22 protein-coding genes are annotated in these 22,722 nt (G+C 35.5%); 18 read left to right on the plus strand and 4 right to left on the minus strand.

Annotated features, from left to right (window positions below; translation table 11 throughout):
* Position 1: 1 nt before the first annotated feature.
* The 7 genes from GTR01_RS21465 (at position 2) to GTR01_RS21495 (ending at position 6,746) form a co-directional block, all read left to right on the plus strand.
* The gene (locus GTR01_RS21465; RefSeq protein ID WP_228452310.1) at positions 2 to 457 is read left to right on the plus strand and encodes a hypothetical protein; all 456 of its coding nucleotides are present in this window, start codon (positions 2 to 4) and stop codon (positions 455 to 457) included.
* Between the two features lie 74 nt (positions 458 to 531).
* On the plus strand, positions 532 to 1,566 hold the full coding sequence (gene mutY / locus GTR01_RS21470; RefSeq protein WP_160139773.1) for an A/G-specific adenine glycosylase: 1,035 nt from the start codon (positions 532 to 534) through the stop codon (positions 1,564 to 1,566).
* A gap of 44 nt (positions 1,567 to 1,610) precedes the next feature.
* A complete protein-coding gene (gene gldD, locus GTR01_RS21475) occupies positions 1,611 to 2,168 on the plus strand; it encodes a gliding motility lipoprotein GldD (protein WP_160139774.1) in 558 nt (185 codons plus the stop codon).
* A 27-nt stretch (positions 2,169 to 2,195) separates the two neighbouring features.
* Positions 2,196 to 3,119, plus strand: coding sequence for a PfkB family carbohydrate kinase (locus GTR01_RS21480; protein WP_160139775.1), 924 nt, complete (start codon positions 2,196 to 2,198; stop codon positions 3,117 to 3,119).
* 86 nt (positions 3,120 to 3,205) lie between these two features.
* Positions 3,206 to 4,573: a peptidylprolyl isomerase gene (locus tag GTR01_RS21485; RefSeq protein ID WP_160139776.1), complete on the plus strand. Its 1,368-nt coding sequence runs from the start codon at positions 3,206 to 3,208 to the stop codon at positions 4,571 to 4,573.
* A gap of 425 nt (positions 4,574 to 4,998) precedes the next feature.
* On the plus strand, positions 4,999 to 5,943 hold the full coding sequence (locus GTR01_RS21490) for an NAD(P)H-dependent flavin oxidoreductase (protein WP_160139777.1): 945 nt from the start codon (positions 4,999 to 5,001) through the stop codon (positions 5,941 to 5,943).
* Between the two features lie 32 nt (positions 5,944 to 5,975).
* Entirely contained in the window at positions 5,976 to 6,746 is a 771-nt protein-coding gene (locus GTR01_RS21495) for an alpha/beta fold hydrolase (protein ID WP_228452311.1), read from the plus strand.
* Between the two features lie 410 nt (positions 6,747 to 7,156).
* Here GTR01_RS21495 and GTR01_RS21500 read toward each other — a convergent pair whose 3' ends face one another.
* Together GTR01_RS21500 and GTR01_RS21505 are read right to left on the minus strand one after the other, a co-directional pair.
* On the minus strand, positions 7,157 to 7,774 hold the full coding sequence (locus GTR01_RS21500; protein ID WP_160139778.1) for a hypothetical protein: 618 nt from the start codon (positions 7,772 to 7,774) through the stop codon (positions 7,157 to 7,159).
* Between the two features lie 26 nt (positions 7,775 to 7,800).
* Positions 7,801 to 8,100, minus strand: a complete 300-nt coding sequence (locus GTR01_RS21505; protein WP_160139779.1) for a rhodanese-like domain-containing protein — start codon at positions 8,098 to 8,100, stop codon at positions 7,801 to 7,803.
* 172 nt (positions 8,101 to 8,272) lie between these two features.
* Here GTR01_RS21505 and queG point away from each other — a divergent pair, with 172 nt between their 5' ends.
* The 9 genes from queG to GTR01_RS21550 all read left to right on the plus strand — a co-directional run bounded on the left by queG (position 8,273) and on the right by GTR01_RS21550 (position 18,702).
* Entirely contained in the window at positions 8,273 to 9,211 is a 939-nt protein-coding gene (queG, locus tag GTR01_RS21510) for a tRNA epoxyqueuosine(34) reductase QueG (protein ID WP_160139843.1), read from the plus strand.
* A gap of 361 nt (positions 9,212 to 9,572) precedes the next feature.
* The gene (locus tag GTR01_RS21515) at positions 9,573 to 10,256 is read left to right on the plus strand and encodes a TIGR02117 family protein (RefSeq protein ID WP_160139780.1); all 684 of its coding nucleotides are present in this window, start codon (positions 9,573 to 9,575) and stop codon (positions 10,254 to 10,256) included.
* Positions 10,257 to 10,258: 2 nt separating this feature from the next.
* Complete coding sequence (locus GTR01_RS21520) at positions 10,259 to 10,906, plus strand: murein L,D-transpeptidase catalytic domain-containing protein (protein WP_160139781.1); 648 nt, start codon at positions 10,259 to 10,261, stop codon at positions 10,904 to 10,906.
* A 12-nt stretch (positions 10,907 to 10,918) separates the two neighbouring features.
* On the plus strand, positions 10,919 to 11,371 hold the full coding sequence (locus GTR01_RS21525) for an SRPBCC family protein (RefSeq protein ID WP_160139782.1): 453 nt from the start codon (positions 10,919 to 10,921) through the stop codon (positions 11,369 to 11,371).
* 98 nt (positions 11,372 to 11,469) lie between these two features.
* A complete protein-coding gene (locus GTR01_RS21530) occupies positions 11,470 to 12,396 on the plus strand; it encodes a hypothetical protein (protein ID WP_160139783.1) in 927 nt (308 codons plus the stop codon).
* Positions 12,397 to 12,647: 251 nt separating this feature from the next.
* Positions 12,648 to 12,980, plus strand: coding sequence for a hypothetical protein (locus tag GTR01_RS21535; RefSeq protein WP_160139784.1), 333 nt, complete (start codon positions 12,648 to 12,650; stop codon positions 12,978 to 12,980).
* Positions 12,981 to 13,039: 59 nt separating this feature from the next.
* The gene (locus tag GTR01_RS21540; RefSeq protein WP_160139785.1) at positions 13,040 to 14,128 is read left to right on the plus strand and encodes an efflux RND transporter periplasmic adaptor subunit; all 1,089 of its coding nucleotides are present in this window, start codon (positions 13,040 to 13,042) and stop codon (positions 14,126 to 14,128) included.
* Between the two features lie 28 nt (positions 14,129 to 14,156).
* A complete protein-coding gene (locus GTR01_RS21545; RefSeq protein WP_160139786.1) occupies positions 14,157 to 17,279 on the plus strand; it encodes an efflux RND transporter permease subunit in 3,123 nt (1,040 codons plus the stop codon).
* Positions 17,260 to 18,702: an efflux transporter outer membrane subunit gene (locus GTR01_RS21550; RefSeq protein ID WP_160139787.1), complete on the plus strand. Its 1,443-nt coding sequence runs from the start codon at positions 17,260 to 17,262 to the stop codon at positions 18,700 to 18,702. The genes GTR01_RS21545 and GTR01_RS21550 overlap by 20 nt, the downstream gene beginning before the upstream one ends.
* Before the next feature lie 190 nt (positions 18,703 to 18,892).
* Here GTR01_RS21550 and GTR01_RS21555 read toward each other — a convergent pair whose 3' ends face one another.
* A complete protein-coding gene (locus tag GTR01_RS21555) occupies positions 18,893 to 19,321 on the minus strand; it encodes a cold shock domain-containing protein (protein ID WP_047096384.1) in 429 nt (142 codons plus the stop codon).
* Between the two features lie 711 nt (positions 19,322 to 20,032).
* On the opposite strand from GTR01_RS21555, the gene GTR01_RS21560 reads away from it, so the two are divergent.
* Entirely contained in the window at positions 20,033 to 20,788 is a 756-nt protein-coding gene (locus tag GTR01_RS21560; protein ID WP_160139788.1) for an SDR family oxidoreductase, read from the plus strand.
* Between the two features lie 72 nt (positions 20,789 to 20,860).
* Here the strand turns inward: GTR01_RS21560 and lgt are convergent, their stop codons facing one another.
* Complete coding sequence (gene lgt / locus GTR01_RS21565) at positions 20,861 to 21,697, minus strand: prolipoprotein diacylglyceryl transferase (protein WP_160139789.1); 837 nt, start codon at positions 21,695 to 21,697, stop codon at positions 20,861 to 20,863.
* A 225-nt stretch (positions 21,698 to 21,922) separates the two neighbouring features.
* Between lgt and GTR01_RS21570 the strand changes: the two genes are divergently transcribed.
* Positions 21,923 to 22,669, plus strand: a complete 747-nt coding sequence (locus tag GTR01_RS21570; RefSeq protein ID WP_160139790.1) for a polysaccharide deacetylase family protein — start codon at positions 21,923 to 21,925, stop codon at positions 22,667 to 22,669.
* The last annotated feature ends 53 nt before the right edge of the window (positions 22,670 to 22,722 follow it).

Raw genomic sequence — 22,722 nt, forward strand, 5'->3', positions numbered from 1 at the left:
AATGAATAGTAAACTGGCCATTGGCCTGCCATTATTATTAATGGCTCTTTTGGTAAGTTGTGAAAAAAAATACCAAAGCCCGGGGCAATATGAAGAAGATCTTTTTGCGGATGAACGTCAGCAAGGTAAGGCTTACATTATGGATGAAGAAGAATGTTTTGACGGCAGCGAACTGGTACTGGCAAGTTCAAATGTAAAACTGGCAGACAGCTCCAAAGGTCGTGGAAAATCGTTTTTCCTTTATAAAGTAAGATCAGGAAAAGTATTGAAAACTGCAAGAGACTCTACTTTAGAAATGCCTATGATGTTCCTATCTCCCTATAAACTAAAACTGAAAGAAGATTCTATGTATCTATACCTGAAAAAACTGGATGGATATCGTTTTATAGCAAAGGACAGAAACCTGAAATATCAGTGGTTGAGAGGAGCATCCGTATATTCTGTAAAGAAAAAATAAACCTATCTTTGCGTTCCTGAAATGATACAGGGTGAAGGAGTAAAATCTCTTCAGTGACTTAAATTGATTGGTTTTTGGAAAAGAATAATACAGCCTCAGAATTTCTTCATGTAGGAAACAGGCTTTTGGAATGGTATCGGAATAATGCAAGAGATCTGCCTTTCAGACAGACAAAAGATCCCTATAAAATCTGGATCTGTGAAATTGTATTTCAGCAGACAAGAATCAATCAGGGGTTGAATCATTATAATAATTTCATTAAAAGATTTCCGGATGTAAAAACCTTAGCAGAAGCTGAGGAAAATGAAGTTTTGTTGTATTGGAAGGGGCTAGGGTATTATTCCAGAGCCATCAATATTCATAAAGCTGCCCAGCAGATCATGAATGATTATGATGGGGTATTTCCAAGTCAATACGAAGAAATTTTAAAATTAAAAGGAATTGGAAAATATACAGCTGCAGCCGTTTCAAGTATTTGTTTTGGTGGAAAGATTCCTGCAGTAGACGGGAATTTTTACCGTGTTCTCAGCCGTTTTTTTGCTGATGATTTTGATATTTCAAATTCAAGAGCATTTACTTATTTTTCAGAATTGGCAACTTTGGTAATGCCGGATAATGTTGGCGATTTCAATCAGGCGATGATGGATATCGGTTCAGAAATCTGTAAACCCAAAAATCCATTGTGTGATGAATGTCCGATCAATGAAGACTGTCTGGCTTTTTCCCTTCAAAAAATATCAGATTATCCTGTTAAAACAAAAAAAGTAAAGGCTGAAGATCTGGCTTTAACTTATTATTTTGTTCATAGGAACGGAGAATTTTTGATCCGTCAACGAAAAGATGATTTTATCTGGAAAAAATTATTTGAGTTTCCAGATTCTATTTCTTCTGATATGGAAACTTTTATTAAAGGCTCAAAAACAGTTAATCATAAACTGACTCACAAGAATTTAAGTATTGAAATATTCAATGTTGAGGTGGCTTCAGAAGACATCTGGAATCGTTTTATCATTGAAAATCAATACCAGACTACCGACCTTCAAGGTTCTCATGAAAAATCCTTTCCAAAGCCTTTGGAAAATTACATTCAAAACTCATTGAAAGACTGAAATTTGTCTTCCGAAATCTGAAATCTAATTTGTACTTTTGCAAAATGATAAAAAAAGTCATTTTTATTTTTGTATCACTGCTTTTAATTTCATGTGGAAAAGACCCGGTTCCGAAACCGTACGGAGAACTGCGTCTGGAATATCCGGCACCGAAATACCAGAAGTTTGAAAACAACTGCGCCTATACTTTCGAGTATTCGGACTTTGCTAATATTACAGCAGCTAAAAAGCCTTGCTGGTATTATATGAATTATCCTAAAATGAAGGCAAAAATTTTTCTAACCTATTATCCGATACAGAATGACTTTGCAGAACATATTAAAGAAGCTGAGAAGATGGTGTATGAGCATACCATTAAAGCCAGTTCTATAGATACAAAATCCTTTGAATACCCTGAGAAGAAAGTATACGGGAATTTCTATGAATTGAAAGGGCAAAGCGCTTCTAATCTTCAATTTTACATTACAGACAGTACGAAACATTTCGTGACTGGTTACTTATACTTTAATACGAGACCGAAACCGGACTCTCTGGCTCCTGCAGTGAATTATATCAAAAACGATATGAAGCACCTGCTGGATTCTTTTGAATGGAAAAAATAATTACTTTTAATATACATTGAAAAATATATGAAACTTTTAGTTGTAGGAAGTGTTGCATTTGATGCAATTGAAACACCATTTGGTAAAACGGACAAAATTTTAGGCGGAGCTGCTACTTATATTGGGATCACTTCATCTATTTTAGGCGTTAAATCCGGTATTGTTTCTGTAGTAGGAGGAGACTTTCCACAGGAACACCTTGATATGTTTACAAACAGAGAAGTAAACATCGAAGGAATTGAAATCGTAAAAGAAGGAAAAACATTCTTCTGGTCAGGGAAATATCATAATGACCTGAACACCAGAGATACTTTGGCTACAGAAGTAAACGTATTGGAGAATTTTGATCCAAAAATTCCTGATTCAATGCAGGATGCCGAGATTTTATTACTTGGAAACCTACATCCTGGAGTTCAGTTATCCGTATTGGAAAAAATGAACAACCGTCCTAAACTTGTTATCCTTGATACCATGAATTTCTGGATGGATTGTGCATTGGATATCTTGATGGATATGATTGCAAAAACAGATGTTATCACGATCAACGATGAAGAAGCAAGACAACTTTCTGGAGAATATTCTTTAGTAAAAGCTGCTAAAAAAATCCACACAATGGGGCCGGAATATGTGATCATCAAAAAAGGAGAGCACGGAGCTTTACTTTTCCACGATAATAAAGTATTTGCCATCCCTGCACTTCCATTAGAAGATGTTTTTGATCCAACTGGAGCAGGAGATACTTTTGCTGGAGGTTTTGCAGCTTATCTTGCTAAAAAAGGAAAAATTGATTTCGAAACGATGAAGTCTGCATTAATTGTAGGATCTGCAATGGCATCATTTACTGTGGAAAAATTTGGAACAGAAAGAATTCAGGAAGTTCAGGAATCTGATATGTTCAACAGATTGAGACAATTCAAAGAATTGACGACATTTGATGTTGAACTGCAGTAAATAAGTCTTTTTAAGAAATATTTATAATAAAAAATTGAGTAAAATTCGTTAAGAATTCTAAATTTGCAACTTGTTAAAATAGTAAAATGACAAATAAACTAAAAATCACTTATCTTCTTGGGATTTTCATCATGATATTTTCTTCTAATATGATGAAAGCCCAGCTAAAACCAGGAGATTTAGTGGATGGTATTGCTGCTGTGATCGGAAATGAAATTGTTTTGGAATCGGATGTTACTGAGCAGATGAATTATGGGAAACAGCAGGGAGCTGCTAACACAGACAAATGTGAATTCCTTGAAAGCCTTATCAGCAACAAACTTCTTGTATACGAAGCAAAAAAAGATACGTTAATTGAAAACCGTTCTGCAGCGATCAAAGAGCAGGCTAATCAAAAATACCGTCAGTTGCTTTCTCAATTTCCGGATGAAAAGACATTATTAGCCGCTTATAAATTCAGAAATGCCTACGAAATGAAAAACGCTATCGAAAAAATCGATACGGATCAATATTACGGACAGGCAAAATATCAGAGAGTTACAGATAAAGCAGACGTTACTCCTAACGAGGTAACTGATTTTTACAATATGTATAAAATGCAGCTGCCACAGGTAAAAGACGAAGTTACTTTAGCTCAGATTATGATGTATCCTACTTTAACAGAAGCTCATAAGCAAGATCTTATCAACAGATTGAAAAAGGTTAAACAGGATATTTTGGGTGGTGAAACTTTTGAAAGCCAGGCAAGAATTTACTCTGAAGACGAAGGTTCTGCTTCCAATGGTGGATTATATAAGAACATCAACAAGGGACAGATGGTAAAGCCGTTTGAAGCTGCAGCATTAAACCTTCAGGAAAACGAAATCTCAGATCCTATTGAATCTGAATTCGGATACCATATTATTCAGTTAGTTAAGAGATCAGGTAAAGTATATGATGCAAGACACATTCTTCTAAAAGCAACCCCTACAGAAGAAGAACTGAAGACTGCAAAAGCAAAATTAGACAGCATCAGAGGCTTAATCATGGATGGGAAAATGACGTTTAAGGACGCAGCTTTCAAATTTTCAGATGATAAAAGAACTAAATTCAACGGCGGAGTAATTCCTGGAGGAGATGGTTCTGATAAAATTGAAAGAGAAAGTATCCCGGGAACAATCAGCTACGAATTAGCAGGATTGAATAAAGGAGACATTACTACTGCTTTTGAAGATGAAGACAACAGAAGAAAAGCTGTAAAAATCATTAAATTGGAAGATGTAATTCCTTCTCACCAGATTACCCTGGAAACAGACTTTAGCCGAATCAAGCAGATGGCTCTTAATAAAAAGAAAAACGAAATGGTTGAAAAGTTTGTAAACTCTAAGTTGCCAACTACTTTCATCTCCATAGACGGACGTTACGATAACTGTAACTTCAAATCCAATTGGAAGAAAGAATCAATCAAAAAATAAAATCAAAACCTTCAGAATTTCTGAAGGTTTTTTTTGTCAAAAGGTTATGGGAAAAGCAAGAATGAGTATTAGGGATGATTTCCAATAGATGGTTAGCATATATTCATTGGGATGAAATTATTTGATAACTTTACAAAAACCATTAGGATGGATTACAATTTTTATCTGAATGAATTTCACTCAGCGATCACAGAAGATCTCCGGAAGAGACTAGAACATAATAGAAAATACAGAAGAATTGACTAAAAAAATTTTGAAGATCAGTTTTATGATAGATATAGCTTTGGAACAGTATAAAAAATAATAGTATTTCGTAGTCTTTGTAATGTTTTTTAAGGGATAAAGAGCCTGGCAATCTTTGTTTTTAGTATTTTTACAGCATGGGTAATTTTATAGATTTCAACGCGGCAAAAAAACTGCATGATATGCAGGTCAATCAAAATAGAATTTCAGAATTATTTAATATCAAATATCCGATTATCCAGGCTGGGATGATCTGGCATTCAGGATGGAGATTGGCATCTGCTGTTTCCAACTGTGGTGGATTAGGATTAATAGGAGCAGGAAGTATGTATCCTGACATTCTTAGAGAAAACATTCAGAAATGCAAACAAGCTACTGATCAACCGTTTGGAGTGAATGTTCCTATGTTGTATCCCAATATAGAAGAAATCATTCAGATTATTATGGAGGAGGGTGTGAAGATTGTGTTTACATCAGCAGGAAATCCGAAAACGTATACAGAGGTTCTACAAAAAGAAGGAATCAAAGTAGCTCACGTAGTCTCTTCTACCAAATTTGCAGTGAAATGTGAAGATGCAGGAGTAGACGCAATAGTTGCTGAAGGCTTTGAAGCAGGAGGACATAACGGAAGGGATGAAACAACTACATTCTGTCTTATTCCCAACGTGAAAAAACATATTTCAAAACCATTAATTGCAGCTGGAGGAATTGCCTTAGGCTCTCAGATGAAAGCCGCAATGATTCTTGGAGCAGACGGAGTACAAATCGGGTCACGTTTTGCAGCTACTATAGAAGCAAGCGCTCATGAGAATTGGAAAAAGAAAATTACAGAACTTCAGGAAGGAGATACTCATTTAACCCTTAAAGAATTGGCTCCCGTAAGAATGGTTAAAAATAAATTCTTTAATGAACTTGAAGATATCTATCAGTCAGGAAGAAATAAAGAGGCGCTGACTGAATCATTAGGAAGAGCAAGAGCAAAGCGCGGAATGTTTGAAGGTGATATGGAAGATGGTGAACTTGAAATAGGACAGGTTTCAGCTTTGATTGATGATATTCTTCCGGTGGAAACGGTTTTCAATCACCTGTTGAAAGAATTTGAAGAAGTCAAAATGCCTTCCTTTTAAAAAATAGGGAGAAATATAATAGTATAATTTGAATGATGGAAGTTAGTATCATTGATGTAAAGGGAAAAAAACTATATACAGAATATTACAATTCATTTGAAAATAAACCCACTCTTGTTTTTTTGCATGACTCGTTGGGATCTGTACAACTTTGGAGGGATCTGCCAGCCAAGCTTTCAGAGGCAACCCAATGTAATGTCCTTGTCTATGACCGGTTAGGGTATGGAAAATCTTATCCAATGCCTACTCATATAAGACCTGTAAATTACATGGAATTAGAAGCAGATCTGTTAAACGACCTGCTGGTAGAGCTTAATATCAACAATTCAATTTTATTCGGGCACAGCGATGGAGGAACAATTGCTTTGATTACAGCTGCAAAATATCCGGAAAAGGTGGAAGCGGTCATTTGTGAAGCCGGACATATCTTTGTTGAAGAAGTAACTTTAAAAGGCGTTTATGATGCCTGGGAAGCTTACAAAACTACCAATCTACCCGAGCGTCTTCAAAAATACCATGGAGATAAAGTCGAAACCTTATTCAAAGCCTGGACAGAAACCTGGACTCGCGATGACTACAGAACCTGGAACATTGAATATCTTTTGAAAGATATAACTTGCCCGCTTTTGTTTATTCAGGGAGAATCCGATGAATACGGGACTTTGGATCAGGTAGAGAAAACAGTAACTCAGGTAAGTGGCGCTGCTGAGAAATATATCATTCCGGGAATAGGACATACCCCACATAAAGAAGCACCCGACTTAGTACTGGAAAAAGCGATAGAATTTATCAAGAAATTATAACATAAAAATTAAAGCATCTTATTTGAAACTAGGATGCTTTTTTATAAAATGATCCTATTTAGGTTGAACATGAGTTTTTTGTACAATATGTATACAATTGTCACTCAGTGAATTTAAAAAGCATTTAAGTAGGAAAAAGCAGAAGGTCAATTATTTTCCTAAGATATAACATTAAGGAAAACAAAGTATAGATGATCTATTGAAACTAATGAATGACATTAATCTATACACAAAGCCTTTATTCTAGCCTGAAATTACAATAAATCCACAATGAATTTCACTTGTTAGAGATATGTAATTCTTTACTTTTGAGAAATAGGTTTAGCAAAAGTAATGGTATGAATCATTAAAGGTTTGTTTTGGTATGAATGTGTGAAGAGATGCAATTTTGCATCTCTTTTTGTTTTTAATTATAATAATTGAATTTCAGCAGCAATATTGGCTCTGGCTTGGACTTCATACTTTTCTTTAAAATATTCAGTCTTAAAGATACTTTCAAGTTCCAGAAAATGTTTAAGCACTTTTTTTCTTCCGGGTTTATAAAGAAGATCAGGATAAATAGAATATTCTTTTCGAATCATTCTCGTATAAGAAAGATAGCTTTCAAGATCTTTTCCAAGGACAGAAAGGTCTGCATCCAAAAGATAGTTGGTGTCTTCATCTTTCGATTTCTGATGGTGTTGGGTCGCCAGAATCTGATCAGAGATAAGTTCTATACGGCTTTGAGGAAAACCAAGTTCAGAAAGTTTTTCTTTAGCCTTTAAAGCACTTTTTTCTTCATTAGATTTAGAAGTTGCATTATAAACAATATCATGATAGAAAATAGCAAAAGAAACAACTGTAAAATCAGAAATTTTATCTTTTACAGGCTCTAGTTCCGTTAGCATATTTTCCAGATGAAGAAGATTGTGATAATGCCTGCCTTTTTCAGTATATTTTGTATCAATCTCTTTCCATAGATTGTTAATTAAACGCTGATCCTTGGTAAAAGGTAAACAAAGCTGTTCAAATTGATCTTTAATATTCATGGTGAAAAGGTATAAAAAAAGGAACTTTAAAAAGTTCCTCTGTTTGCTTCAAGAACAGCCTTTAGCTCAGCCCAGCCGCCACCGTTATAACCGTCTTTTAATCCTTGTGTGTTTAGATATTCCAATGCTTTCCCACTTCTGTTTCCACTTCTGCAGAATAAAATTACCGGTTTTTCGATAGAAAGGATCTCATCCTGTCTGTCATCTACTTCACCCAGTGGAATATTTTTGGCACCATCTATATTCCCGTCCATTTCAAGCTCCATTGGCTCACGAACGTCGATTAATTCATAGTTTCCAGATTGTATTACTTCTATTAAAGACATAGTTGTTTGTTTTAAACATTAAATTGTAGACGAAATTACGTAATTTTTTTTTGAAAAAAATCTTAATAGAAACATAAATTTTCAGAAAAGAAATAGATTTGAACTTGATGACGAAAGAAATCGACTCATCGGAAGATTGATAAAATAATCTTAATTTTGCACTGTGAAATTAATGAACGCTGGTGCCGAAAAATATTCCGAATTGATAAAGTCTAAAGCTAAAAGCTTTGGGTTCCAGAGTTGTGGAATATCTAAAGCTGATTTTTTGGAGGAAGATGCTGCACACCTTGAAAAATGGTTGAAAAATAACTGCCATGGAGAAATGAAATACATGGAAAACCATTTCGATAAAAGACTCGATCCAAGATTACTGGTGGAAGGTTCTAAATCTGTAATTTCACTTTCTTATAACTATTTCCCTGAAGAAAAAATTTCCATTCTGGAGAATTTTAAAATCTCAAAATATGCTTATGCTGAAGATTACCATGAAGTGATCAAAGAGATTCTCCGAGAAATGGTTGCTGAATTACAGGAAGAAATAGGAGAGTTCGGATTCCGGGTTTTTGTAGATTCTGCACCTGTATTGGAAAGAAGCTGGGCTCGGAAATCAGGAATTGGCTGGGTAGGGAAGAATGCTAATCTGATTACCAAACAAAACGGATCCTTTTACTTTCTGGCAGAAATTATCTGCGATCTGGAGCTTATAGCGGATCATGAAACAACAGATCATTGTGGAACCTGCAGAAAATGTATTGATGCATGCCCCACAGATGCTATTGTTTCAGAAAAGATCATTGATGGTAGCCGTTGTATTTCTTATGCTACGATAGAACTTAAAAACGAAATTCCGGATCATTTTAAAAATAAAATGGAAGACTGGATGTTTGGATGTGATATATGCCAGGATGTATGCCCCTGGAATCGCTTTTCCGCACCTCATCAGCAGAGTCGGTTCAAGCCGAATGAAGCATTGAAGAACTTCAAAAAAGGAGAATGGAAAGAACTTACTCAGGAGATCTTCTCCGAGATCTTTAGAAAATCCCCCGTAAAAAGAACAAAATTTGCAGGTCTGAAAAGAAATATTGAATTTCTGCAAAGATCTTCAGACTAATTTTTGCTTACCTAATTGGTGACAATTCCCATGTTGGAAATTTTTAAAGTTCCAAATAAGAGCTGATGGTCGACCATTCCCTAGGTTTTCTACGCTAAGGAGGTTTAGATTTAACTGAATAAGTTGTATGAAAAACCTTTCCTAAAAAGAAAAATTGATTTTCAGGAGATTAAAATCTCACCGAAAATCAACGTTTTTTTTGTATTCTTTTTGGAGCTGTTTTTACTCTTACTTTAAATCTTTTTTGTGACTTGGTATTTTTACGCATATTTGTGAATATTTCGTAACTAAATATAGTGTTTTTTTCGATTAAAACAAATACTTTTACGAAAAACTATATATTAAATTTTATTCAAAAAACATGACTGTGAAAACCATATTAATATACGTGTTGAAAATTGTAGGAGTTATTCTGGGAATTGTAATTATATATGTTCTTCTGGGGCTACTGATCCCTTTTATTCCGGTCTCTGCCAAAGATGATGGTGAAAAGAAAGACATCCCAATCTATATTTATACCAATGGAGTACATACAGATATTGTAATGCCCGTAAAAAATAATCTGAAAGACTGGAGCCTTATGATTCCTTTTGCAGATACAAAATCTAAAAAAACAGATTATCAGTATATTGGAATAGGATGGGGAGATAAAGGTTTTTATCTGGATACTCCAACCTGGGCTGATCTGAAGTTCTCAACAGCAGTAAAAGCAGCATTTTGGTTAAGTGATTCAGCAATGCATACTACCTATTATTATGCAATGAAAGAAGGAGAAGACTGTAAAATGATGATGATCAGCAGAAGCCAGTACCTTAGTTTAGTTAAATTTGTAGAAGATAAATTCGACAGAGATCAGAATGGGAAATTCATGCTGATTCCTACCAATGCAGTATATGGTGATAATGATGCATTTTATGATGCAAAAGGAACATATAGCTTCCTTTATACCTGCAATACCTGGACAAATAACGCATTGAAGGCTGCAGGACAAAAGGCTGCGCTTTGGACACCTTCTGATTTTGGAATTTTCCATCATTATAAATAAACATGAAACCTGTTTTTCTATTCTGTACTTTTCTTTTAGCTTTGTCCTGTGGTAAAGATCAGGTAGAAAGAAAATATCCTGTTGAAGAGACTTCTGTAACAGTTGAAAAGAAACCAAAAGCCGATTTTCACCGCATAAAAACCAAAGCCGAGGAAGCATTGAAATTCTGCCGTTCAAAGAATCTGAGTACAGATTTCTGTATTCTGATTGATATGAGCCTTCATTCAGGGATTAAACGCTTTTTTGTCTGGGATTTTGCAAAACAAGCTGTTGCCAAAGAATACCTGGTAGGGCATGGTTGTGGATTTAATGCCTGGAGCAGTGATGAATCCAGAGATCATCCGAGGTTCAGTAATGAAGATGGAAGTCATCTTTCATCATTAGGAAAATACAAACTACAGGGCAGAGGATATAGCGAATGGGGAATTAATGTGAAATATCTGATGCACGGCCTTGAAGAAACCAATAGCAATGCCTTGAAGAGATTCATTGTTTTCCATTCCTGGGAAATGATGAGTGATGAAGAAGTGTTCCCCAAAGGATCACCGGAAGGATGGGGCTGTCCCACAATTTCAAATAATGCCATGAAGGAAATAGATCCGATGATTCAGAACTCAGCAAAACCTGTTCTGATGTGGATCTATAATTAAAAAAGAAGTAAGATGAAACATAAGCTTTTCCGTGAACAACAATTAAATTGTGATATAGAAACAGCCTGGAAATTCTTTTCCTCAGCCAATAACCTTTCAGAAATTACCCCGAAGGATATGGGCTTTACTGTATTGACAGCAATGGAAAATGATGAGATCTATGAAGGAATGCTCATCGATTACTATGTTTCTCCATTATTTGGAATTAAAATGAAATGGCAGACTGAGATTACTCATGTCGATTTCCAGAAAAGTTTCATCGATTTCCAACGAAAAGGGCCTTACAAACTATGGAAGCACCACCACGAGTTTATTCCGAACGACGAAGGTGTCCTGATGAGAGATACTATAGATTATGAACTTCCTATGGTATTTCTAGGCGAAATTGCCCATTCTTTATTCGTAAAAAAGAAACTCGATCATATTTTTGATTATAGGTTCAGAGTATTAAGCAGATTATTCTAAAATACCCATATAATAACCCTTTTTTAATTCAAATAAATGACTGTTTCATAACAAGTTTATGATTTTCGGTCACATCAATAATAAATTAACAATAACAAGTGATTTTTCCTAAAGCAAAAAAAATAGCCAAAGACCTTGGTTGGTATAAAACAGAGAATAGCGTATTTGGACTTTACAAAGGGTATTTTTTCAGTGTTTCAGATGCAAGTTTAATAAGTACTCCACAATATAAATTTGTAACAGTAACCACTGGTAGTTTGACAGAAGAACAAAAGTTACACATTAAATCTGAGCTGCAAGCAAACAAAAGGAAATTAAGATTTACAAACTTTGAAATCAAAGACAATGGTATCTTTTTCCAATTCGTTGAAAATATAACTTTAACCCAGCTCAAGACTGTTTACTCATTGTTCGATTTTTTGGTTGAACTATTCAAAAAACTTAATATAGAAGAGCAACGCAGCTGTCATAATTGTGAGTCAGAACAAAAAAATAATTATTATGACCTTAATGGAACAGGCGTTATGTTTTGCGAGACCTGTTTTAGTGATACCAATAATAATTTCTATGAAATTGAAAGAAAAAAGACGGCAGAAGAAAAGAGCTATTGGGCAGGCTTTTTAGGAGCCATTATTTTTTCAATTCCCTTAATTGCTATTTGGGTTTTATTTTCTGTATATTTAAAAGGAATTGCCATGGGAATTGCGTTGGTGATTGCTTTTTTAGGGTATTTGGGATATGGTTACTTCAAAGGAAAAAATGGAATTTGGAGAAAGTATATTATTGTTATTACAACCACTATAAGTATCATTATTTCAAACGTTATAGCTACAATTGCTTCCTTGGTAAAGCAGGGCTCTACTTTAAGTAATGCCATCCAGGAGTTTCAAACCAGTGAAATAGTAAAAGAAGTATTTTATGCGAATATGGTTATTTCTTTTATTTTGGGATCAGCTGCCTGGATTTGGATATTGTTTATCATGAAAGATGATAAACTAATGATAAAGCCCGCAGATCAATTTTAATACTAAAAATATAAACCATCCGAATTTTCGGGTGGTTTTTTTATAAAATAGATCTTCTATAAGACAGCTTGGGTAGATGAAGAGAGCTGTTGGTACAAAATGAGATCCTGAAAATGTATTTTTATGATCCAAATTATAATATATGTTTCATTGTTTAAGTTTTTTTAACAGTTAAAGAGCCGGTTTTCCGGGCGAAATTCCTATTTTTGCAAAACTATCGTTTTTACTGAAAAACTAAGTATTCTATTGACATGGCAGGTCTGAGGTCATTTTTCTATTTCTATATACTATTGGTTTTTACCCTTTTCAATTCGAATTGGGCAGAAAAATCATTGCAGAATATACCTCATCTTCCCCATGTAAGTAATATCCACCTTCTGGATGTTTACGAAGAAGCAGATATGAATACGCATGCGCTGCCTGCTGCTTCTAAAATTGTAAAATACTCAGGACGTAAAGACGATCAAGCAGTCGGTGATTTCTCAGCAGTTTTAAAAGTTGCTCCGAAAATTGTACTTCCCGATATTGCTGTTTCTACTATTTGTGGAGTTAAATCCTTTCTCCATCTCCTCCAGTTGTACTAGTTTAAGGTATTGAATTTCAATTTATTTTAACGAAAATTTTATAACCTAAACATTCAAAAATGTATTTTAAAAATGTAATAATTTGCAGTCTTGCAACATTATTCGCAGTGTCATGCAGTAAAGACACGAAAAAAAACGATCAAAAAGAAAAGGAAGTTCCGGTACTGGAAATCAAGGAAAAAGATACGCTGGTCAGTAATCAGTTTGTGACAGATATTCAGGCTAAGAAAAATGTGGAGATGCGTTCCAGAATTGGGGGAATTATCCAACATATTTATGTTAATGAAGGACAATTTGTTCATCAGGGACAGCCTTTATTCAAAATCAATGATGCGGAGCTGCAAATGGAGCTTTTAAAGGCCAATGCAGCCTTAAAACAAACTCAGGCAGATGTTCGAATTGCTGAAGTAGAATTAAAGCAGATCCAGAGTCTTCATGCTAAAAAGTTTGTAGCGAATAACGAACTGGAGCTGGTAAAGGCAAAGCTTTCATCTGCTCAGGCCAAACATGCTTTTGCTGATGCTGAAAAAAAAGCAGTGCTTCAGAAGATCAGTTTTACAAAAATTACGGCTCCTTTTGATGGAGTGATAGATGTAATTCCTCATAAAGATGGGAGTTTAGTAGAAAATGGAACTTTATTGACAACTCTATCTCAGCTTAATGAGGTGTATGCCTACTTTTCAATTCCAGAGAACCTTTATTTTGAACTTCTCGCTAATGATAAACTAGGGAAGCATCAGAAAATTGAATTAACGCTACCCAACGGTGTTAATTATCAGTTTAATGGAGCTTTAAAAACAGCAGAAGGAGAAATTGACAGAACTACAGGATCTATCCGATATAAAGCACTTTTTCCCAATCCAGACCATCTGATCAAGCATGGTACTTCAGGAAAACTGATCATTTCTGAAAATCAGGATAATGCTATTCTTATTCCACAAAAATCTACATTCTCTATTCAGGATAAAACCTATGTTTTTGTAGTGGATAAACAGAATAAAGTGAAAATGACCAATATCAAGATCGCAACTACATTAAGGGATTCCTATATGGTAGAAAATGGTCTTAAAAGAGGAGATTTAATCATTTATGAAGGTACTCAGTCCCTAAAGGATGGTGATATTATTAAAATCAAAAAGAAGTCTTAACCTTTCATAATCTTTAAATCAACTTATTATGGTAGAGATGTTTATAAGACGAAAGGTTCTTTCGTTGGTTATTTCTATATTATTTGTATTGCTGGGAATTATGGCATTATTGAAAATGCCGATTACCCAGTTCCCGGATATTGTACCGCCTTCAGTAACGGTAACAGCAAAATATACAGGAGCCAATGCCGAAGTATCAGCCAATGCTGTTGCACTTCCGCTAGAACGAGCCATTAACGGGGTACCGGGAATGACGTATATGTCAACGGTAACTTCCAATGACGGGCTTACCCTGATCCAGGTTTTCTTTGAAGTGGGAACTGATCCTGATGTAGCGGCGGTAAATGTTCAGAACAGGGTAACCACCATTCTTGATGAACTTCCCGAAGAGGTAATCCGTGCCGGAGTAACTACAGAAAAGGAGGTAAACAGTATGTTGATGTACCTTAACATTACGAGTACGGATCCAAGCCAGGATGAACAGTTCATCTACAACTTTACGGATATTAACGTTCTTCAGGAATTAAAACGTATTGATGGAGTAGGACGTGCTGAGATCATGGGACAGAAAGAATATTCTATGAGAGTATGGCTTGACCCTCAGAAGATGGCTGCCTATAATATTTCAGCAGATGAAGTGATTACATCATTACAAAAGCAAAATATTTCCGCAGCACCTGGAAAAGTAGGAGAAACGTCCGGAAAAACTTCCAGTCAGCTTCAGTATGTCATTAAATATAAAGGGAAATTTTTTGAACCTAAACAATATGAAGAAGTTCCAATCAGATCAGATGTAGACGGAACGATTCTAAAGCTTAAAGATATTGCGAAGGTAGAATTCGGAGCGATGAACTATGGAATGGTTTCCAAAACAGACGGAAGACCTTCAGCATCTATTATGATGAAGCAGCGTCCGGGATCCAATGCGTCCGAAGTTATTGAAAGCGTAAAAGCTAAAATGGAAGAATTAAAAGGGACTTCATTTCCCCCAGGAATGGAGTATAACATGGCCTATGATGTTTCCAGATTCCTTGATGCATCGATTAGTGCCGTATTAACCACCCTTATAGAAGCCTTTATTCTTGTAGGAATTGTGGTGTTTATCTTCCTTCAGGACTGGCGTTCTACCTTGATTCCTGTACTGGCTGTTCCGGTAGCATTGATAGGAACTTTTGCCTTTATGAATATGCTGGATTTCTCCGTCAACTTATTGACTTTATTTGCTTTGGTTCTTGCCATCGGAATTGTTGTAGATAATGCAATTGTCGTTGTTGAAGCCGTTCATGTAAAGATGGAAGAAGGCATGAATGCGATGGATGCCACCATCAGCGCTACAAAAGAAATTGCAGGGGCAGTAGTTGCGATTACTATTGTAATGTCTGCTGTATTTATTCCTGTAGCATTCCTGGATGGCCCTGTAGGAGTATTTTATCGTCAGTTTTCATTAACGTTGGCAATCAGTATTGTGATTTCAGGGGTGAATGCATTGACGCTTACTCCGGCATTGTGTGCAATTATTTTAAAACCTCATGATCATCATAAAAAGAAAACCATCATTGACCGTGCTTTCCAAAGTTTTAACACAGGTTTTGAAAGATTAACCAACGGATATGTAAGTATTTTATCAAAATTCGCGACTAGAACTACAGTTACTTTTGGTTTACTATTCCTGTTTATCGGATTAACTTTTGTTACAAGCAAATTCCTTCCAACAGGATTTATTCCTATGGAAGACCAGGGAATGGTATATGTAAGTGTAACGACTCCTCAGGGTGCCACTGTAGAAAGAACAGAAAAGGTATTGGATGAAGTTACGGTTATTGCCAAAAAGATAAAAGGTGTAGAAAATGTAACCACTCTTGCCGGATATAGTATTGTAACGGAAATTGCCGGTTCATCTTACGGAATGGCTATGATTAATCTTAAAGACTGGAAAGAAAGATCCATTTCAGTCAATGAACTAATCACCGAACTTTCAGAGAAAACAAAAGGAATTGCAGATGCTCAGATTGAGATTTTTGCTCCGCCAACAGTTCCTGGATTTGGAAATACAAGTGGTTTTGAATTGCGTTTGCTGGACAGAACAGGTGGTTCCATTGAAAATACCGACAAAATCACCAAGGATTTTGTTAAAAAACTAAATGAAGCTCCTGAACTTCAGAATAACTTCACCAGCTTTGATGCTACTTTTCCGCAATATATGATTAATGTGGATTATGATATGGCAGCGAAGAAAGGAGTATCTGTAGACAATGCAATGTCTACCTTACAAACGATGCTGGGATCTTATTATGCTACCAATTTTATCCGTTTTAGCCAGATGTATAAAGTAATGGTGCAAGCCAGCCCGGAACACAGAGATACTCCTGAAAGTATTTTGAATTTATACCTGAAAAATGATAAAGGAGAAATGGTTCCCTTTTCAACATTTATTACCATTGAAAAAGTGTATGGCCCGGAGGTGTTGACAAGGTATAATATGTATATGTCGGCTATGATTAATGGAGAACCTGCAGAAGGGTATAGCTCGGGAGATGCTATTGCTGCTGTAGAACGTGTGGCCAAAGAAGTGCTTCCAAGAGGTTTCGATATAGAATGGTCGGGAATGACAAGAGAAGAAATTTTATCAGGAAATCAAACGGTATATATTTTCCTGATCTGTCTGTTGTTTGTATACCTTTTATTGGCAGCTCAATATGAAAGCTTCCTTCTTCCAATGCCAGTGTTATTAAGTCTTCCGACGGGTATTTTCGGTTCTTACATCGCTTTAGTACTGGCAGGGCTGGATAATAATATTTATGCACAGGTTGCCTTGGTTATGCTAATTGGGTTATTGGCTAAAAATGCCATTCTGATCGTAGAATTTGCGGTAGCCAGAAACAAACAGGGATTTGATATTATTCCGGCAGCTATTGAAGGCGCAAGACAGCGTTTAAGACCTATCCTGATGACATCCTTTGCTTTTGTGGCAGGACTTATTCCATTGTGTATTGCATCAGGAGCCGGAGCTATTGGTAACCGTTCCATTGGTACCGCAGCAGCAGGAGGAATGCTGATCGGAACTATTTTCGGATTGGTAGTCATTCCGGGACTGTATATATTCTTTGCAAAACTTGAAAATAAGAAGAAAGATGAAAAGATTAAATCCTAGAAATATATTATTGGGAGTGGCTGTTGTAAGCTTAGTATCATGTGCTGTACCAAAAGTGACCGATATCAAAAAAGCTCAGACATTACCGGAAATACCGACTAAAATCACCAGTTCAGGAGAGTTTCAGCAGCTCAATCTGAAAGCTTATTTTACAGATGCCCATTTACTTGAACTTTTTGATAAAGTAGTACAGGCCAATCCTGATTTCCAGATTGCTCAGCAAAGAGTAGAAATCGCCAATAGTTTCCTGCAACGTTCCAAAATGGATCTTTTGCCTTCTCTTGAAGTGGGAGCAGAGGCCACAGGAAACCGCTATGGAAAGTATACCATGGAAGGAGTGGGAAATTATGACACGAATCTTTCTCCCAATATTACGGAAGAGCAGAAAATTAACCGTGATTTCACACCCAACTATTGGGTTGGAGCAAGAAGCAGCTGGGAAATTGATGCATGGGGAAAATTAAAAAATAAGAAAATCGCTGCCCAGAAGAAGTATTTGGCATCTACAGAAGGATTGCGATTACTCCAGGTAGAACTCTTTACCGATATTGCTAATTTGTATTATCAATTAGTGACATTAGATAACCGCCTTGCTATTTATCAGAAGAACTATAATCTTCAGCAGAGAGCTTTTGAAATTGTTCTGGCACAGCGTGAAGTAGGAAAAGCTACAGAACTTGCCGTGCAGCAGTTCAAAGCACAGAACAATAACTGGCTGGCAGAAATTGAACATATTAAAGTAGAGATTGTCACCGTTGAACAAGCCATTACCACTTTAACAGGAAGCTATGGCGGAGAGGTAAAACGTGGTAAAATACTTATGCCTACTAATGTGGATGTTTTAAATAAGACCATTAATGTAGAAGCTGTTATTCATTCAAGGCCGGATGTTGCCGCTAATTATTACGTGTTGGAAGCTTCCCAGGCAGATGCTAAAGCAGCAAGAGCCGCTTTTTATCCAAAGATTGACCTGGGAGCCGGAATTGGCATAAATTCTTTTTCCGTGGAAACTCTTTTCAAACCAAGTTCATTGGCTGGGCAGCTGCTGGGTGGATTGATGGTTCCTGTCTTTAATAAAGGCCAGTTGAAATATGAGTTTAAAGTGGCTAGTAAAGAACAGGAGATTGCTTTTTTAAATTATCAAAAGAGTATTACCACCGCATTCAATGAGCTTCAATCTATTTTGAAACAGACCAGAATCTACGAAAAGGTTTTAAAGTTGAAGTCAGAAGAAGTAGGCTTTCTGGATCGCGGAGTTGAGGTATCCAATGATCTGTATCTGACAGGATATGCGAATTATTTTGAACTGATCAACTCTCAGAAAAGCAAACTTACTGCAGAACTTGATCTATTGCAGTTTCAGCATCAGAATACCAGAAATAATGTTCTGTTATTTAAAGCGCTGGGAGGAAAACTAGATTAAATAAGAGGTATAAAATGGAGGTCACTTCATTATGAATGTGGCCTTCTCTTTAAAAGCTTATGCTTAAAATTATGAGGCTGAGCTTTTCTATGAGAAAAATTTTTTCGGTTTTGAAAACCGGTTATTTTTACGATGTATAAAGAAAGCCACCTGAAAAAGGTGGCTTTTATTTGTATAAGATAATGTATCTTTATTTTACAATCTGAATCTCAACTGCAGAAAATCCTTTTGGAGATTTTTCCTTTTCAAAAGAAACTTTGTTTCCTTTCTTTACCGGTTCTACACAGTTGTTATTGTGGAAGAAGATATTTTCTTTACTGTTATCTTCAGTGATGAAACCATATCCTTTTTCACTAAGGAAGGTAACAATTCCTGTTTTTCTTGGATCTTCCTCAATAATAGGAGCAGCTCCTAACTGAATGTCATCAAGGTTTACTTCCTGTCTTTGTTCTGGCGGAGTAGATGTTAATCTTCCGAATTCATCTACGTACATGAAGACATCCTCCATGTCCTTACCTTTGTTGTTGTTCGTTTTACGTTCTTCGCGTCTTAGCGCTTTTTCTTTTTGCTTTTGAATTTTTTTCTTGAAATTTTCCTTTTTAGAAAAAGAATCTGCCATAAATTATTTTTAGTATTTAGTTTCTATAAATTGTATTGTTCACTCTGGTCTGCCTTAGACCTTAAAGCCCGACGATGTTTCCTGTTGTGAAGTTTCCTAATCATACAGAGCTTTAAAATTCCGACAAGTATTGTTCTGGGTAGAAGAATAAAAGTTAAAAATATGGCTGCTCAAAAAGCAAAGACTGAATAAATATATTCTAAGTCGTTACAGAAAACAAAGTAGTGACTTGCTTAATAATATGCAAATATACAACAATAAAATGAATAAAGCTGTTTTTAAATGATTGATTATCAGAAATGGTTTTTATAAAAACTTGCCCGGATGTTCTTATTTACAGAAGGATAAAGCCGTATTGAATGTTTTTTTACAAAAAATCCCCAGTAAGCTGAGGATTAAAAAAAATATATTAAGAATGAAATGGTGTGTTAATACGGGTGGGAGAGCATCAAATGCTGTGCCTAAAACTCACTTAATCTGGAAAAAGTAAACATCTGTTTAATATGAGAAACAGAATTCAAACTCTATCTATCTGGTAGATAATAGGATATTAGGGAAAAATATGTTTATATAAATTTATAATATTTTACAAGATTTTTCGGATCAAAACTAAACCTGTTTCAAATTTTGTATGAATTCCCGAAAAATTCACCATGTTGAGATGAACTTTATTGTCCATCTTTGCTTCATTAACCATTAAAAATAAAAATAATGTCAACACAAGATGTAAACGGAAAAGTTGTTTTAATAGCCGGTGGAGGAAAGAACCTTGGCGGATTACTAAGCAGAGATTTTGCTGCAAAAGGAGCGAAGCTAGCCATACACTATAACAGTGAAAGCTCCAGGGCAGAGAGTGAAAAAACACTGGCTGAAGTTCAGGCGTTGGGAGCAGAAGCTTTCCTATTTCAGGGAGACCTTACCAAAGTAGATAATATTGCTAAGTTTTTTGATGAGACGATCTCTCGTTTTGGCGGCGTAGATGTTGCGATTAACACGGTAGGAATGGTACTGAAAAAACCATTTTCAGTAACTACAGAAGAAGAATACGATACCATGTTCAATGTCAATTCAAAATCAGCCTACTTCTTTTTACAGGAAGCAGGAAAAAAAATAAATGATCACGGTAAGATCTGTACGATTGTTACTTCATTATTGGCGGCTTATACAGGATTATATTCTACTTATGCTGGAGCAAAAGCACCAGTAGAGCATTTTACCAGAGCAGCATCCAAAGAATTTGGAGCCAGAGGAATCTCTGTAACAGCAGTGGCACCTGGCCCTATGGATACTCCGTTTTTCTATGGTCAGGAAACAGATGATGCAGTAGCCTATCATAAATCTGCATCCGCATTGGGAGGACTTACCGATATTAAAGATATAGCTCCGCTAGTAGAGTTTCTTGTCACTGATGGTTGGTGGATCACAGGGCAGACGATCTTTGCCAATGGTGGTTATACTACAAGATAATCTGAGCCTATAAAAAAACTCACTGAAAATAACTTTCAGTGAGTTTTTTTATTGAATAAGGAAAGCCAGAAACTATGACGTTTTCATTTTTCCCTTTTCCATTATACTTTTAACGATAAAGAAAAGTCCTAAAAGAACAAAAGGAATACTTAAAAGCTGTCCCATATTTAAGCTCATTCCATGTTCAAATTCTACCTGATCTACCTTTATAAATTCGATCAGAATTCTCATAATAAAGATTAAAAGAATACTGATTCCAAAATAAAAACCTTTACCAATTTTAAAGATATCTTTTTTGTAAATAAAGTAAATAAGAAGGAAAATAATCAAATAAGAAATCGCTTCATAAAGCTGGGCAGGATGTCTGGGCAGTTGGTCTACCTGACGGAATATAAAAGCCCATGGAACATTGGTAGGAATTCCAATGATTTCAGAGTTCATAAGATTGGCAAGTCTGATAAAAACACCACCTAGCGGAAGTACAATCGCAATGGCATCTAAAACCGTCATTAACGGGATCTTAAACTTTCTGGCATAGATCAGAAGCATAATCATCAGACCAATTCCTCCTCCGTGGCTTGCAAGTCCTGCAAAACCAGTGAAATGATAAGCTCCATCCGGGCCTCTCTGAATCGGTAAGAAGATTTCTAGAGGATGTTGGGAATAATAATCAAAATCATAAAAGATACAGTGTCCTAATCGGGCACCCGCTAATATTCCGATAAGTGCATACGTAAATAGAGCATCATGCGCCTGTATACTTAAATTTTCTTTTTTATAAATGCTTTTTAAAATATTAAAGCATAAAACAAGTCCTGAAAGAAATAACAGGCCATAGTATTTCACGGAAACACCTAAAATATTGACGATTTCAGGATTTACATCCCAGTTGATATATAATAAACTCATTGATATTGTTATCGGATTTTACGGATGCAAAGATAAGAAAATAGGATTTTTTGATTAAAATACTCCTTTTGTATGGTCTTATGTTTTGATTTTTAAATGCTTAAGGCTTATTTGTAGTATCTGTTATGAAATTTTAGTAAATAAAAATTATGATAAAAATAGAATCAAGAACCTATTATTTTTCATTTCATGATCCTTAATTATATTTGTAATAAACCAATTCGTATGAATAAACTATTGATTTACTTTACAAGTATGTCCTTATTGCTGAGTACTACTTTGTATTCACAAAAAACAACTTCACAAACACCCAATAAATGCTATATCTATCTCACATTTGATGATGGCCCGCTGAATGGAAGCGAAAATATCAATGATATCATTTTAAAGGAAAAAATTAAGATCAGTGTTTTTATGGTAGGGGAACATGTGATTAAAGATAAACAGATGGATACTTATGCTAAATATTATGATCAGAACCCTTATATTGATGAATATAACCACAGTTTTACCCATGCCAATGATCATTATGAAGCATTTTATAATAATGTAGATAAGTCGGTACATGATATTGTATATAATCAAAGTCTGTTGAGATTACCTTATAAGATTGTACGCCTTCCGGGAAGAAATATTTGGCGGTTAGGAGGAAGATCTAAGAATGATATTACTAATGGAATACAAACTGCAGATCAACTAGCAGCACTGGGTTACAAAGTAGTAGGCTGGGATGTAGAATGGCAGCATCGTCCTTCTGATGGTACCCCTATTCAGACCGTCAATGATATGTATACTGCAGTTCAGAAGCTTTGTACCTCGGATAAAACATTTACTAAAAGCAACGTTGTCATGCTGATTCATGACGAAATGTTTCAAAAAAGCTGGGAAGAATCAGAATTAAAAGCATTAATAGATTTGCTGAGAACAAATCCCAATTATAGCTTTGAGCAGATGAGGTTTTACCCACAATAAAAGTCATATAATTTAAAATCATTCTTGAATAAACATTTTATAACTTTAAGCTG

It is taken from the genome of Chryseobacterium sp. c4a (genome assembly GCF_009900745.1).
Taxonomy (GTDB): domain Bacteria; phylum Bacteroidota; class Bacteroidia; order Flavobacteriales; family Weeksellaceae; genus Chryseobacterium.

Bases quoted from the DNA above. Each gene is read 5' to 3' on its own strand.
- GTR01_RS21550 (WP_160139787.1), top strand. From the start codon at position 17,260: ATGAAAAGATTAAATCCTAGAAATATATTATTGGGAGTGGCTGTTGTA.
- GTR01_RS21505 (WP_160139779.1), bottom strand. From the start codon at position 8,100: ATGTCTTTAATAGAAGTAATACAATCTGGAAACTATGAATTAATCGAC.
- GTR01_RS21515 (WP_160139780.1), top strand. From the start codon at position 9,573: ATGACTGTGAAAACCATATTAATATACGTGTTGAAAATTGTAGGAGTT.
- GTR01_RS21465 (WP_228452310.1), top strand. From the start codon at position 2: ATGAATAGTAAACTGGCCATTGGCCTGCCATTATTATTAATGGCTCTT.
- GTR01_RS21485 (WP_160139776.1), top strand. From the start codon at position 3,206: ATGACAAATAAACTAAAAATCACTTATCTTCTTGGGATTTTCATCATG.
- GTR01_RS21545 (WP_160139786.1), top strand. From the start codon at position 14,157: ATGGTAGAGATGTTTATAAGACGAAAGGTTCTTTCGTTGGTTATTTCT.
- GTR01_RS21525 (WP_160139782.1), top strand. From the start codon at position 10,919: ATGAAACATAAGCTTTTCCGTGAACAACAATTAAATTGTGATATAGAA.
- GTR01_RS21520 (WP_160139781.1), top strand. From the start codon at position 10,259: ATGAAACCTGTTTTTCTATTCTGTACTTTTCTTTTAGCTTTGTCCTGT.
- GTR01_RS21540 (WP_160139785.1), top strand. From the start codon at position 13,040: ATGTATTTTAAAAATGTAATAATTTGCAGTCTTGCAACATTATTCGCA.
- GTR01_RS21560 (WP_160139788.1), top strand. From the start codon at position 20,033: ATGTCAACACAAGATGTAAACGGAAAAGTTGTTTTAATAGCCGGTGGA.
- GTR01_RS21490 (WP_160139777.1), top strand. From the start codon at position 4,999: ATGCAGGTCAATCAAAATAGAATTTCAGAATTATTTAATATCAAATAT.
- GTR01_RS21495 (WP_228452311.1), top strand. From the start codon at position 5,976: ATGATGGAAGTTAGTATCATTGATGTAAAGGGAAAAAAACTATATACA.
- GTR01_RS21480 (WP_160139775.1), top strand. From the start codon at position 2,196: ATGAAACTTTTAGTTGTAGGAAGTGTTGCATTTGATGCAATTGAAACA.
- gldD (WP_160139774.1), top strand. From the start codon at position 1,611: ATGATAAAAAAAGTCATTTTTATTTTTGTATCACTGCTTTTAATTTCA.
- GTR01_RS21555 (WP_047096384.1), bottom strand. From the start codon at position 19,321: ATGGCAGATTCTTTTTCTAAAAAGGAAAATTTCAAGAAAAAAATTCAA.
- GTR01_RS21500 (WP_160139778.1), bottom strand. From the start codon at position 7,774: ATGAATATTAAAGATCAATTTGAACAGCTTTGTTTACCTTTTACCAAG.
- GTR01_RS21570 (WP_160139790.1), top strand. From the start codon at position 21,923: ATGAATAAACTATTGATTTACTTTACAAGTATGTCCTTATTGCTGAGT.
- GTR01_RS21535 (WP_160139784.1), top strand. From the start codon at position 12,648: ATGGCAGGTCTGAGGTCATTTTTCTATTTCTATATACTATTGGTTTTT.
- lgt (WP_160139789.1), bottom strand. From the start codon at position 21,697: ATGAGTTTATTATATATCAACTGGGATGTAAATCCTGAAATCGTCAAT.
- queG (WP_160139843.1), top strand. From the start codon at position 8,273: ATGAACGCTGGTGCCGAAAAATATTCCGAATTGATAAAGTCTAAAGCT.